9 protein-coding genes and 1 pseudogene are annotated in these 13,779 nt (G+C 68.3%); 5 read left to right on the top strand and 5 right to left on the bottom strand.

From position 1 onward, the window contains the following. The first annotated feature begins 556 nt into the window (after window positions 1–556). From ABZV94_RS33775 to istB, 3 genes and pseudogenes are all read left to right on the top strand, one after another. Entirely contained in the window at window positions 557–3,130 is a 2,574-nt protein-coding gene (locus tag ABZV94_RS33775; protein WP_356347301.1) for a Helicase associated domain protein, read from the top strand. 290 nt (window positions 3,131–3,420) lie between these two features. After that, window positions 3,421–4,867 (top strand): annotated as a pseudogene (gene istA, locus ABZV94_RS33770) (IS21 family transposase). Beyond that, entirely contained in the window at window positions 4,864–5,634 is a 771-nt protein-coding gene (gene istB / locus ABZV94_RS33765) for an IS21-like element helper ATPase IstB (protein ID WP_356347299.1), read from the top strand. The pseudogene istA and the gene istB overlap by 4 nt, the downstream one beginning before the upstream one ends. Window positions 5,635–5,656: 22 nt before the next feature. Here istB and ABZV94_RS33760 read toward each other — a convergent pair whose 3' ends face one another. Further along, a complete protein-coding gene (locus ABZV94_RS33760; protein ID WP_356347296.1) occupies window positions 5,657–6,043 on the bottom strand; it encodes a hypothetical protein in 387 nt (128 codons plus the stop codon). Beyond that, the gene (locus ABZV94_RS33755; RefSeq protein WP_356347294.1) at window positions 6,004–7,155 is read right to left on the bottom strand and encodes a serine/arginine repetitive matrix protein 1; all 1,152 of its coding nucleotides are present in this window, start codon (window positions 7,153–7,155) and stop codon (window positions 6,004–6,006) included. The genes ABZV94_RS33760 and ABZV94_RS33755 overlap by 40 nt, the downstream gene beginning before the upstream one ends. Before the next feature lie 236 nt (window positions 7,156–7,391). On the opposite strand from ABZV94_RS33755, the gene ABZV94_RS33750 reads away from it, so the two are divergent. Beyond that, a complete protein-coding gene (locus ABZV94_RS33750) occupies window positions 7,392–8,363 on the top strand; it encodes a hypothetical protein (protein ID WP_356347291.1) in 972 nt (323 codons plus the stop codon). A gap of 173 nt (window positions 8,364–8,536) precedes the next feature. On the opposite strand, the gene ABZV94_RS33745 is transcribed toward ABZV94_RS33750, so the two are convergent. Together ABZV94_RS33745 and ABZV94_RS33740 are read right to left on the bottom strand one after the other, a co-directional pair. Then, window positions 8,537–9,235 carry a hypothetical protein gene (locus tag ABZV94_RS33745; RefSeq protein WP_356347289.1) on the bottom strand — a complete coding sequence of 233 codons (699 nt, stop codon included), beginning with the start codon at window positions 9,233–9,235 and terminating at the stop codon, window positions 8,537–8,539. 64 nt (window positions 9,236–9,299) lie between these two features. Next, window positions 9,300–9,701, bottom strand: coding sequence for a hypothetical protein (locus ABZV94_RS33740; protein ID WP_356347286.1), 402 nt, complete (start codon window positions 9,699–9,701; stop codon window positions 9,300–9,302). Window positions 9,702–10,190: 489 nt separating this feature from the next. Here ABZV94_RS33740 and ABZV94_RS33735 point away from each other — a divergent pair, with 489 nt between their 5' ends. Beyond that, window positions 10,191–10,454, top strand: a complete 264-nt coding sequence (locus ABZV94_RS33735) for a hypothetical protein (protein WP_356347284.1) — start codon at window positions 10,191–10,193, stop codon at window positions 10,452–10,454. Window positions 10,455–12,542: 2,088 nt separating this feature from the next. Here the strand turns inward: ABZV94_RS33735 and ABZV94_RS33730 are convergent. Continuing rightward, the gene (locus ABZV94_RS33730; RefSeq protein ID WP_356347282.1) at window positions 12,543–13,454 is read right to left on the bottom strand and encodes a nucleotidyl transferase AbiEii/AbiGii toxin family protein; all 912 of its coding nucleotides are present in this window, start codon (window positions 13,452–13,454) and stop codon (window positions 12,543–12,545) included. Window positions 13,455–13,779 lie beyond the last annotated feature (325 nt).

Below are 13,779 nucleotides of genomic sequence, written 5' to 3'. Positions count from 1 at the left end.
CGCGCGCTTCGCTCCGCGAAGGCGACGCGCCGCCGCTACGCGGCGGATTCCGCGCAAGCGCGGAATAAGCCCGGAACTCCGTTCCGGGACTCGACCGCTGACGCGGTCGAGAGGAATCCGGCTCCGCCGGATTCCCGCCCGGTGCCGGGCCGCTCCGCGCCCCGTCCCCGGGCGGACCGCGTGCGCTCCGCGCACGCCTAAAGCGGCAGCAGCAAGGGGGAGAGGTCGACGTCGGTTGCCGACTGCCGGACTGACGGAGCGTCATCCAGCTCGGCCCCACCGAGGCTCGCAACCCCCCAACTCGGGCCCCAACAAGCAGGAGACTACCACCCCGACACCCCGCATGACAGCAGAACAAGCCAATCTGACGAACCTTCCCCAACCGTCGTGCGTCATGATGCACGCTAGGGATAGAGTCTGGGCTCAGCACGCACCTCCTACCCCGGACCCTCCCCTCATCACACGCGGAGAAATATCGGTCCGTCAGTACCACTGCCGACAACGGGAAATATCCACTCGTCACCTCTGGATAACCGAGCAGAAAGCGGGTCTCTGAATGCCTCACATGGAATTGCGACCGCATCAGGCGGAAGCCGTGGATGCCGTGGTGAATCACCTTCAGGACCCACCCGGAGGACGTATCCCCCCGGAGGGACTGCGAACGCAGGTAATCGCCGCTACCGGATCGGGCAAGACACTGATTGCAGTGGAATCGGCGCGGCGGCTTTCCGCGCGGCGCGTCCTGGTCCTGGTGCCGACGCGGGACCTGCTGACCCAGATGGCCGGCGCATGGCGCCGGGGCGGCAGGCGGGGCGCCATGGTCGGGGTGTGCGACCTGCGGCCCGAGGAGAGTGACGGCATCCCCTGCACCACCGACCCGGACGAACTCCTGTCGTGGGTGCAGGACCTGGAGCAGGTGACCGTGTTCGCGACCTACGCGGCGGTGGGTCTGGGCAAGCTCCAGCGCGCGCACGAGGCGGGTCTGCCGGTGTGGGACCTCATGATCATTGACGAGGCCCACAGGACAAGTGGTGACGGGTTGAAGCCGTGGGCGGCGGTGCACCATCAGGCGCGGATTCCTGCGGTGCGACGGCTCTACATGACCGCCACGCCCCGCGTATGGGAGGCCGAGGGGGAGCAGCCGCGGTTGGTGGCGTCCATGGACCGGGACAGCCCAGTCTTTGGGCCGGTGGCGTACGAGCTGAAGCTGTCGGAGGCGATCCAGCGGGGGATCGTTGCGCCGTATCAGGTGGTGTGCCTGGACATCCGGGACCCCGACCTGTACGCCGCGCTCGCCGAGGGAACGGGAGGGTCGGACCGGGTGCGCGGGGCGCGGCTCGCGGCGCTCCAGACCGGTCTGTTGACGGCTGCGAGGCGGGAGCGGCTGCGGCGGATCCTGACCTTTCACAGTCGGGTGTCGGAGGCGGAGGCCATGGCCCGGGGTGTCCCCTCCGTGGCGGCCCGGCTCGCCGAGGACGACCCCGAGCTGTTCCCGCCGGCGGAGCGGGTCTGGGCCAACTGGCTCTACGGCGACCACGCTCCCGGATATCGGCGTGAGGTGCTGGCCGAATTCGCCTCCGATTTCATCGGTGGTGCCCGGTCGGACATTCCTGCGGCGGTGCGTGTTCTCAGCTCTGTGAAAGTGCTGGGGGAAGGCGTGGATACGGCGCAGTGTGATGCGGTCGCTTTCTGCGATGCGCGGGGGTCCATGGTCGACATCGTGCAAATGGTCGGGCGTGCCCTGCGATTGAGCCAGGGAGAGGGGAAATTGGCGTCTTTGGTGGTGCCGGTATTCCTCGGTCCAGATGAGGACGCCGATGACCTTTTGACGTCGGATGCCTACGGGACCCTCGCGAAGGTGCTCGGGGCGCTCCGGGCGCACGACGCGGACACGATCGAGGCTCTGGCCGATCCACGGCAGCGCAGCGGGCGCCGGACCGGCGACGAAGACGCCCAAGTGCCGCTGTCTGAGGCGGTGTTGGTCGGCAGGGGCAACGAGGACCAGAACCAGGGCGCCGAGGACCAGGACGAGGACGGTCACGCCGAGGACGAGGCCGGTGAGGGCGCCGAGGATGACGTGTGGGTGAGCCAGGCAGCAGCGGGCCTGCTCCGCTTCAGCACCCCGCGCGACCCCGCGTTGGTGGCGCAGTTCGTGCGCCTTCGGGTGATCGACCCCGAGAAGACGTACTGGCGGCGCGGGATCGCGGCGGCCACCCGGTGGCGGAGCGAGAACGGCGGCGGGCAACTGCGGGTGCCGTACGACTACGTGATGCCCGAGGACGAGTCGGCCGGCGCAACCGCCGGCTTTCCGCTCGGGCGGTGGCTGGCCGATCAACGCCGCTACTACAACGCCGGGACGCTGGAAGCCTCCCGCGTCAAGCAACTGGAAAAGCTGGGCATGGTCTGGTCCCACCACGACATCGCGTGGGAGGAAGGGCTCACGGTCGCGCGGTCGTGGGCCGCCGCACACGGGCACTTCCTGCCCCCGGTCAACGCGGTCGGGGACGGCGGCTACCCCATCGGCGTATGGGCGAAAAACAGGCGGGCGGAGGCCCGTAGGGCCATGGAGAACGCCGAACGGCGCGCGGCTGGTGAAGCCGTGCCCGTGGGTGCTGGGGAGCTGCCGGAGAGCCGTCTGGAGGCGTTGGAGGCCATCGACCCGGGATGGTGCCCGCTGGGGTGGACCGTGGCATGGCAGCGTTGCTTCACCCTCACCCGCATCCACGTCCGGGCCGGAGGCGCGCTCCCCGAGACAGCCGGTGAACTCGTCGTGCAGGGCGAAGACCTCGGGGCATGGGCCGCCGCGCAGCGGCACGGGTGGGACAAACTCTCCCCCGCCCAGCAGTGGCTCCTCGGCAGCACCCTCGGGCTGGAACCCGCCGGCCCCGAAGCCCGGCCCGGGAAACCCACCGCAGAGGGCAAGTGGGCGCTCAACCTCCGCGCGGCCCGGCAGTTCCACGCCCGCGAGGGACACCTACGCCCGGCCCGGAAGCACGTCGAGCGCCTGGACGTCGACGGCGTGGAGGTCGATATCAAGCTGGGGACGTGGCTGGACAACACCCGGCGGCGGGCCGACAAGCTCACCCCCGAACGACGCGATGCGCTGGACCAACTCGGCATGCGCTGGTAACCCGAGCGGTGGGGCGCTCGGCACCGAGTTCGATGGCGAGCGCAGCCGCACGAAGGCGGTGAGTTCGATGCTGCCGGTCCGTAGCGTGAAGGAGCGCAGCACGGCTCCGGGGTCGGCGCCGCGGTGACGGCACCCGGCGGCGTCTCGGTCACTGCTGTTCCCCGTCTGTCGGCGTACACGTGAACGTGCCCAGTCACGTACGGATAAACGTGCTCAGTTTGTGACGTGGGGGAAGCCGTCGCTGGGCAGTCTGCTGCTTGATCTGTTGGGGCGGCAGAGGGCGGCTGGTCATGGTTTTGGACCCTCATCGGTGGTTGGAGCTTCGCCGGTTTCGCGGTCTTTATGAGTCCGGTGCGGTCAGCCTGTCGGAGATCGCGAAGGAGACCGGGCTGAACCGTCGGACGGTCCGGAAGTACCTGTCGGCCCAGGCCCCGGTGGCGCCGCCGAGGCGGGCGACCAGTGGTCGGCCACGCAAGCGGGTAGTTGATGAGGTTGCTCCGTTGATCGACGCGATGCTCCGGGCAGAGATCACGACCAAGGGTGCGGTCATCCACGAGCGGCTGGTCCAGGAGTACGGATTCACCGGCAACTACCAGCGGGTGAAGCTCTATCTGCAGGAAGCCCGCCCCAGGATTGCGGAGGAACTGGGCATCGCTCCCGGTGAACTTGCGGGTCTGCACCGCCGGTTCGAGGTCATTCCCGGAGCTCAGGCGCAGGTGGACTGGGGGGATGAGGGCAGGATCCTCGCCCACGTCGGGATCCCGAAGGTCTACTCGTTCCACATGGTCTTGTCGTACTCGCGTGACCCGTTCTGCTGTTTCACCACCAGCCAGGACCTGGCCACCTTCTTCGACTGCCACCGCCAGGCATTCGCCCACTTCGGCGGGGTGCCGATGTCCATCGTCTATGACCGCACCAAGACGGTGGTCCATCGTCTATGACCGCACCAAGACGGTGGTCCGTCGGCATGTCGCCCCAGGTGAGGCCGTTCCGCTGCATCCGGAAGCGGTCGCGTTCGCCGGGCATTACGACTTCGACATCGACGTCCTGGCGGCTTACCGCCCGACCGGCAAAGGCCGGGTCGAGCGGCAGGTCGACATCGTCCGGGACCATGTCCTGGCCGGCCGGGCCTATGCCTCCATCGAGGAGATGGACTCCGCGTTCATGGCCTGGGTGCCTTTGCGGCGGGCCCGGACCCACCGCACCCACGGCGAGGTCATCGGCCTGCGGGCCGTCAGGGATCACATGGCCTTGCGGCCGCTGCCCCAAAGGCCCTATGTCGTCGCCCAGCGGCACCTGCGGCCGGTCGGCAAGGACTGCCTCGTCGCCTTCGCCGGAAACCTCTACTCGGTGCCGGCCCGCAAGGTCCGTCCCCGCCAGCTGATCGAGGTCCGGGCGACGAAGTCCCAGGTCATGCTGCATTCCACCATCGCCGCCGCCGACGGCTCGACGTTGCTGGCCATTCATCCGCGAGCGGTCGGCAAGGGGGTCCGCGTCGTCGACGAAGAGCACTGGGACGGTCTGCCAGACGGCAAGAACCGCCGTGTCACCACCGGCGACATCGTCCCCCCTCCACGTCACGAAGCGCCCCTGGGCGAAGAAGCCGGCCCACTGCAGGCCCTGCTGACCCGGGCCGCGGCCGCCAGCATCCAGGTCGGCCGCCGTCCATTGTCGGTCTACGACGAACTGACCGGCACCCGCCCCTTCACCAACCGAGCCACGAAGGAATCGTCTTGAGCGAGCTGACCGGCAACCGCATCCGCACCACGGCCGCGAAGCTCGGCCTGCCCCACCTGGCCGAGGCTCTGAACCAGTACGCACAGCGGGCCGACGAGGCCAAGATGGGCTACCTCGACTTCCTCGACCTGGTCCTGTCCGAGGAGCTGGCCGTCCGCGACGACCGCCGCTTCCGCCAGGGCTTGCGGCTGTCGAAGCTCCCGCACCACAAGACGCTGGAGGACTACGACTTCTCCTTCCAGCCCGACCTCGACCCGCGCAAGGTCAAAGACCTTGCCACCCTCTCCTTCGTCGAGGCCAAGGCGAACGCTGCCCTGCTCGGGCCGCCGGGAGTCGGCAAGACCCACATCGCCGTCGCGCTCGCGGTCGCCGCCTGCCGGGCCGGCTACTCGATCTACTTCACCAGCCTCGACGACATGGTCCGCAACCTCACCACCGCCGAGGCCGCAGGCCGCCTGACCAGCAAACTCGGGACCTACCTCCGCCCCAGCGTCCTGGTCGTGGACGAGGTCGGCTACCAGCCTCTGGAACGAGCAGAGGCCAACCTCGTCTTCCAGGTGATCTCCAAGCGCTATGAGAAGGGCTCGATCATCCTCACGTCGAACAAGACCTTCAGTGAATGGGGCCAGGTCTTCGGCGACGAGGTGCTGGCCACCGCCATCCTTGACCGGCTTCTCCACCACTGCGACGTGATCTCGATCAACGGCCCCAGCTACCGGCTCAAGAACCGGCTCGCCGCCATCGAACGGGACACCCAAGTGGCTTGACCAGCCAGAACAGCGGCGTCCATCAACGGATGACCGAAATCTCCGGCAACGGCTGCTGCCATTCACCCAGCTCGGCAACGAGTACCCGGCGGGCCAGCCGCCGGGTCTGGCTCCACCCCTCATCGACAGTCAACGCGTCCCTCGTCCATCGATCAGCGTTCTCCGCACCGCTCATGGCGCTGAGAACGGCATCGATCTCCCGCAGTTCAGGCAGGACATCGCGACCGAGTTGCCCTGCATCCACCAGAGCTTCAGCCATGCCGAAGGCGTGAGCGAAGTCCAGAGCAATCTCATCCGTCACCACACCGTGCCTGTCAAGCCAGGCGGCCTGGGACTGGGCGTCAGCCGCCAACAGGGTCAGCGACTCGATCAGCAGACGCCGACGGAACGAAGTATCGGGGATCTCCACACCACGATCGTCGCACGCGGGCCCATCTGCCCGAGCCCACAAACGAACACCCAACTGAGCACGTTCATCCGTACTTCGTTGAGCACCTTCCCCAGTACGCCGACACCGTCGTAGTCGTCGTCCCACTGCTCCGGGCCGTAGCCGTAGTCCGTGGGGTCCTCCCGCCCGTAGCGGGTCTCGTCCACCGCGTCCTCCCAGCAGCTGCCGCACAAACCGGCACTGCCGTCGGCCGCATCGGTGGGACGTCCGCACCGGTCGCACCCGACCAGGGCGGGGAAGGCGACGGAGCAGGTGAAGCAGAAGGCGACTTCGACCACGGGTTCACCGAGGATCGGGACCCCCCACCCGAGCATCCACTCCCCGCACTGCGGGCAGCTGTTGAGTTCGCTCGGCTCGTCCTGGCCCTCCGCGCGGAAGAACGACAGGAGTTCCTCCGGCTCCCAGCGACTCGCGCAGAACCGGCACGCGGCGACCGGCTCCTCGTCCGGGCCGGCCGTCTCGCCGAGCACGAGGGCCATCTGGTCGCAGTCGGGGCACCGGATGGTCCGGTTCTCGGCGCCCTCCTTCTTCACCTCGCCGCGGATGCGGTTCGTGCGCTCCTTCACGAAGGTGTTGATGTTGACCAGGCCCCCGCGCAACCCGCGCAGCGTTCGCTCGGCCTCCCTCCTCTCCTCGGGGCCGAGACGGGGCAGCAGTTCCTCGTCGACGAAGCGGATCAGGAAGTCGAGGACTTCGCCGGCCTTGGCCTCCACCGCGCGGGCGGGGGCGGTCAGGCCGAAGTGCTGCAGCTTGTTGCGGTGCTTGCCCAGGCCGGTGAGCGCCCTCTCCTCATTGTCGGTGATGGGCACGGCCGCGATGTTCCGCAGGCGGGTGACGGCCTGGTCGGTGGTGACGCTGGAGAGCGTGGCCTCCTCGAGGGCCTTGCGGGTGGCGTCCTCGGGTCGGCTGAAGACCAGGCTCCAGTGCTCGGCCATCAGTCGGGCCTTGAGCAGCACCTCGACGGCGGCCTGGAGGTGGAGGACCGCGTACTTCACATCCCGGGTGGTGACCATCGACTCGTTCTCGTCGAGGTGCTCGACGACGCTCGTCAGGTAGTCCAGCCCGTTGCGCACAAGCGGGAAGTCAAGCTGGGCGGGAGCGGGGCGCGGCGGGACCCAAGACCGCCAGGGCCTCGGCGGCGGCCCCGTCTCCGTCGGCGCCGCCGTCCCACGCCTCTCCCCGAGCTCTCCGCTCGGCGTCATCCGGCCCCCGCTCCTCGTCATGACCGTGTGTCATGTCCGGGCTTGTCCCGTCGGATAGGGATAAGAGGTTATCCGGCGCGCTGACCCGCGCCGCTACCGTTTTGACCATGGCGACCGGACCCCGCGCGTGCTTCTCCGTCCGCGTCGGCCTCGCCTCCGCACCCGATCACGACGGACCCTTCGAGGACGTGCCCGAGCACTTGCTCGTGCCGCTCCAGAAGTGGGTCAAGGGGGTGATCACGTACCAGGGCCACGAGCAGGACAGCAGGGCCCAGCCCATCTGCCTGCGCATGCGCATACCCCCGTCGATGAACCGCTACGGTTCGCCGCTGTACGTGAGGCCGCTCGCGCAGGCCACCGGCACCCAGCTGCTTGATGTGGTGGACGAGGTCCTGCATTGCCGGGCCGCGACCTCGTCTGAAACCGAGACGCTCGGCCGGATGCTCGACGACGCCGGGTCGGCCTACCGGGTCAACGAGGCCAAGGACGGGCTGGAGGAGCGGGTCACCCCGGCGGTGGGCGACGCCGTCCGGCAGACGATCGCCGACGCGGCGGCCGAATCCGCCGCCGGATCGGCCGCCGACCATCTCGCCGCGGCCTGGCAGGCAGCCTACGGACGCGGCCCGGACCCGGTACGCGCGTACAGCGAGGCCATCAAGGCCGTGGAGTGCGCGGCGCACGCCGTCATCCAGCCCAACAACACCAGGGCCACCCTGGGCACGATGCTGGGCGAGATCAGGAACGCCCGGCACAAGTTCAGCGCCGCGATCCCCTCCCCGGCCGGCGACCCAATCGCCCCGGCCGAGGCGATGATGCGCGCACTGTGGGAGGGGCAGGCCTCGCGGCACGGCGCCCAGACCGCGACCGTGCCGGAGACCCTGGAAGCCGCCCGGGCCGGCGTCCACCTCGCCGCCGCCCTGGTGCAGTGGGTTCGTCTCCGGGGCCGTCGCCCGCACACCCTGACAGTGGACAGTCGTCACCCGAAGAACCCCCAAGACGGGCAGAGGTCTGGCCGCGCCAAGCCCCGCCCGTACGATGATCGCCGTGACCAGCCGCCGCGCCCTTGGCGCCGGCCCTGAAGCTCCTGACCAGGGTATTCGTGCCGCACAGGCCGACCTTCTCGACGCATTGCCCGGCGTCCGTCGCCCGCCCCTCGAAGGCCCGCCGACAGGGTTCCGGTTGTGGGTCGTCGTCCACGGCAAAGGCCCCGCCGCTGGAGGCGGCGGGGCCTTGGGCGTTCACCGTCCGTGGATCAGTCGGGCCGGCGAAGGGCAGAGCGGTTGAAACGGCGCCGGATCACACGCCGACGGTTGGCGTTCTGCAGCGCCTTGGCTTCCATCTTCTCGCGCCTGATACCTGCCTGCAGGACACGACGGGCTTCGAACCAGTCGCGGTACTCGTCGTCGTCGGGGTGGAGACCGAGGCCGAGCAGGATGCCCTCCAGCGCGGTCTCGGTCGGCAGGATCTTGCCGTTGAAGGCCTCGCTGAGCGTGGTCTTGGAGACGGAGCCGCCCTTGGCCAGGGCCCTTTTGATGATGGTCTTGTAGTACGGGTCGCCCTGCCACAGACGCAGTTCCGACAGACCCATGCCGAACTGCTCCAGGTTCACCACGTGGCGGGGCAGGAGGCGCTGGTAGGCGGCGCGCTGCTCAGGGAGTTCGGGTACGCCGGCGTGGCGGCGCTGGTGGACGTCGGCGCACATCTCCCACTGGGGACGCCAGTCGTTGGGGTCCTCGCCGAGCGCGACCAGGTAGGCCGTCAGGGAGTTCCACGGGGGGCACTGGTCGGGATCGGTGATCTTGGACAGAGCAGACACCGACAGGCCGGTGGTCGTGGAGAGCTGCTTGAGGGTGAGGCCCGCGGGCCGCAGCTCCTGGAGCTGACGGGTCAGGCGGGCGATGGGGCCCTTCTTGTCGGCGTTGTCGCGCCGCGGGCGTCCTTTGTGGCTCATGGTGTCCTCCTGAACCGCGGGTGGCGCGGGGCGTACCTGGTGGGTACGCCCCGCGCGGCACCTGCTAGTTCGCCTCTCCGGGCTGGTCGGTGGCCGGGGCCGGGGAGGACGGGAGGGACAGTCGCACGGAGGCCGTCAGGGCCTCGTAGAACTGTCGGCGCCGACGGTGCTCGCTGATCTGCACGGCGGCGACGGACACGGCGATGCTGGTCTTGGCCGCGGCTTCGGTGACGGCCTTGGCCGTGTCCTTGTCGTAGCCGAGGTGCATCAGGCCGAGGGCAGAGGCCCCGGCGAGCGCGAAGGAGCCGAGCGCTACACCGATCTTGGCCAGGATGGGGTGCCGCTGGGTCGGGACGGGGTTCAGGATGGGGTGCCGCTGGGTCGGGACGGGGTTGCGGAACCCGAACCCGTTGCCCGGGACGGGCACGCCGATGACGCAGCCGGGACCGGCGGTCCCGAGCTGCATTCCGTTCTTCCAGATGATCACTGCTTGCCGCGCCTTCTCTCCGTGTGAGCGGAGTGTCTGGCCCCGGAGGGCCTTACCTGTTTGGTGACCCGGACGGATTTCCGCCCTTTCCTTTCAGCAGGGATGCCGCCCTGCCGTCGCCAGCGTGCCATGCCCCTATCTGGGTCGACAAGCATCTGCATTCCGAGGGGGCTGAATAAACGGTACGGTCAAGGCCGCGAACGCCTCTTGATCTTTGTTTTCTTGGGATCCAGCACTTTTTCAGTCCGGTTCGCTCGTACTCTGAAGTGCGTAAACGATCTTCCATTGATGGAGCGTTCACCCTGGTCACAGCTCTGGCCAAAGGTTGGAGATCATTTTTAGAAAAGGCTTTCACTGCTCTTGGGCCGCCTTCGCGCACCCGGATCCCGGGTGCCCGATTTGATAGAAGTAAGGACGCGATAAGGGGAAGGCAGAGTTGAACAAGCATCCGCTTTGATCTTGGCAGCAATGGAAACGGAATACGCGATTCCCGATTCGGCGATCTTCAGTGGCGAGGCACAGCCCCGCCCGCCCGGCAACAAAAAGATGCCGCCTGGACGTGAAGGACGACCGCAAAATCAAAGGAAGACCACGACTTTCTGGAGAATCGCGTTTTTCACTGAACAAGTTGTTTTTTTATTTCCTGTTCTTGCAGGTCAGAAAGCCGCACCGGGGGGCTTTTTTTCATCGGGTTCGCGCTTCGCCCAGGTCGTCCGGCGGGGGTTGAACTAGCAGACCGGACCGCTGCATCCTCGAACTCGCTTGGCCGCACTCCGAAGGGTTCAGCCCGTCGGCGGCCCGGCCCGTGAGGTGCCTTACCTGACCCGGACAGGCACCCGCCCAACCTGGCCGATGCCCGGCCACGGCCGCGGTGCACAGGACTCCTGTGTGCCGCCCCGACGTTGCAGTTGAAGGAGAAAGTGCTCGTGTAGGCCGGCCCACCCCCGCTCCGAGGCTCGGAGCGCATGTCAGACCGTTGAGCGCACACCAGCTGCCCAGGCTGTTCCCAGGCAAGGAGAAGACAGTGCCCGATCACACGCTGATGCCCCCAACGGCCATCACGCTCGCCGTGATCACGCTCTGCGCCCTGCCCTACGGAACCACCATGAGCTGGACAAACGCCCGCTCTGCACGGTCACGACGGCCCGTATCCGCAGGACGCTGGGCAGGCCCAGGCAGGCGCCGGCGCGCATGGCCCGAGCAACTCCACCCCGGCAGCGGACCACGCCAGCGGCCCACCACACGGCCCTGAACCGGAGCGGAAACCTCTCCCTGCCCGCTCAGCAGCTCCCCGCCGCACCGCCTGCCCGTATCCGGATGACCCGGGCCCAATCGGCCACCGGCCGTCTACGCGTGACGCCATCGCCCCAGGCGCAGATGTCCCGACAGCCCCCTAGCGACACCGAGGGCACGGACTCCCAGGTTCTGTCACGCAGCAGGAACTCCGGCACTCCCCGAGCGCAAGAGCGAACACAGCAGGCCCGCCGTCCCTCCCCGCCGCGGCCCACCAGCCTCAGCACTGGGCAGGAACAGCCCGGCTCAGCGACGTCCGGGACCATCCAGCGCACCAGCGAGCAGCACCACGCCGTCCTGTGCCCGCAGTGCCCGGCCTCCCCGCGCTCGGGAAGACAGCAACGGCTGGTACCGCCTGCCGCGTTTGGACCGCCACGCGCAACAGCGACCAGCTCCTCCTGCGGCAGCCCCGCCCACAGCGCGCACAAGGCCACCTGACGCCAGGCCGACCCCTGCCCGGCCCAGGGCCCCTGGCGGTCCGCCAAGATGACCAGGGACCCCTGTAGCGCCCCAGCAGGTAAGCGGCATTCCAGCACAGCGCCAGACCGCTCCAGCGGGTCCCTGCACCCCTGCCGGGCTGCCAGTGCCGCTACAGGCAACGCTGGTCCCCAGTTGGCCAAGCGCCGCCGCAATCCGCACTCCACTCCCGCCGGCGCACCCCCACCTGGGCAGCGACAACCCTCCCGTGCTGCACGGAGAGGAAGTCGCCGAGACGTCGCCGAGCACTGCGCCACCACCCTGGAAAGCGCGAGAGAGCGAATGTCCCCGTCGGTACCCGCTGAACGATGACGCCCTCGAAAAGCGCCCAGCACCGCTGCGCCCAGGCCGGGACACCAGGCAGCACCGGGCAGTCCACAGCCGGCCACACCCGCCTGTACCGGGCCACACCACCCGACCCCCCGGACCGCTCAACAACCAAGCCTCGGCAAAGACGCTGACAGCACCCGCCGACACAAGACCCCAAGGACAAAGACAGCCAGCGCCCTCGACAACCGCCGAAACAGCACCCGGCAAAACCGCCCACACACCACTCAGCAAGCACCCACCAGACAACCCCCACCGACAGCCCCACCCCCCTTTTTTTTCCGCCAGTTCGCCCGCGTTCCCCCCAGGTCCGCACCCGTTCGCCGCCGACAACGCACCCCCGCCAGCACAACGACCTGCAGGCCGCGACGCCGGCGTACGCGGCTCCATGCCCGACCTCGTCCAGGCCGTCGGCGTTCCTGACTTCGTGTGTTCACCTCGGGTCTGCACAGGCGGGTGCAGCGGGAGCAGCCGCCGGTGATCAAGGGGGCGTCGGCAACTGGTTGGTGGCCACGGCAGCCGCATCCGTGTAGGGGCCGGTGTAGCGGGCGGCAGCCTGCATCCCGATACCGAACAGCTCGTAGATCATCCGAGTGTCCCCCGCCGTCTGGACCTCTTCGACGATGCGGTCACTACGCAGCAGCGTGTCTTTGACCAGCTCTGCAGCAGAAGGGGCTCGGCTGTACAGGGGGGTAAGTCCCAATTCGCGCAGGCGAGGAAGCGCTACTGCCAGGCGCCCTTCGAGGGATCCCAGTTTCCTCGCACGCTGCCGTCAAGCAGCGGGTTGAGGAAGACTTCGGCGGCTTGGCTTGCTTCCGGGAAGGTGCGGCATCCCTGGAGGCCGATGACCAGTTTCGCAGCAGTCGGGTAGTGGTCGTGCCAGGCCGCTCCGGGTGCCTCGAAGTTCTTGGGCAGTGTGAGGTCGATGCCTCGTTGACGCCGGAGTTCGGCCTCCTGGTGTATAGCCTGGTAGGCCGTAGGGCCGTCGACCGTCTCCTGCTGGCTGATCAGCAACAGGTCGGCCAGGTCACGGTAGCGGCTGGAGCTTCCGTCGCCGTGTCGTTCGTACAGGGCGCAGATCTTGTCGGCGATGTGGTCGATGAGGGGGTAGAGCCGCACGGTGGGCCAGTCGATGGGCCAGGGCAGGTCTACGGCGGAGGCGAGGGGAAGGGTTTCGGGGGTGCCGGCGAGGGAGCGGCGGACCGTGATGTCCACTTTGACGCTGTCGACGCGGGTGGGCCCGAGATAGACCTCGAAGTGCTGAGAGCCGCCGCGGGTGGGGTCGGCCGCCGACGTGTACTTGCCGGGGGCGAAGCGGAGGAAGTCGCCTAGGTCGTGGGCGGCGGCTTCCAGGACGCGCTTTCGCGCCTCGTCTGGAGTCAGTCCGGGCTGAGCGGTCTGCAGGTCGATGTCACCGCTGAGGCGGGCTGCGCCCCGGTAGCGGACGAGGAGAGCCTGGCCGCCCTTGATGAGCCAACCGTCAGGATCCAGAGTGAAGACCCGGGCAGCGAGGCGGTTGAAGTAGAAGATTCGCATGAGGTCGGAGACGTTCATGCCCGTCTGCTTGGACATCTTCTTGGCGGACTGGTTCAGAGCGGTTCTGAAGGCCGTCGGAGTCTGGTAGGTCTTGCCCACGGATCGCCCCCCTGGCGTGCTGGCTTATCCGCAGACTGTACGCCCAGCTGATCGACATTCAGTTCGCTTCAGTGTCAGATTCCTCCGGTCCCTGGCTCCTTGCGCCATCCGATTCCTGATGGTCACCGCTGGAGGTGGCGCTGCCTTCTGCGTCCGAGTGGCCGGGCGAAGGGTTTGTACCTCCGGGCGTCGACGGGGAAGCAGTTGCTTGCTCAAAGGCCTTGAACGCGCTGGGCGGGGGAGTAGCAGCATGCTGCACGGCACGCGCCAGGCCCGGGTTCGGCTGCGACGCCTTCCGCACCGACTCCGCGAACGGCATCAACGC

Origin of the sequence: Streptomyces sp. NPDC004658, from assembly GCF_040609555.1 — a bacterium.
Taxonomy (GTDB): Bacteria; Actinomycetota; Actinomycetes; order Streptomycetales; family Streptomycetaceae; genus Streptomyces.
The sequence above is the reverse complement of the archived record's forward strand: the minus strand, read 5'-3'. Positions and strand labels throughout refer to the sequence as shown.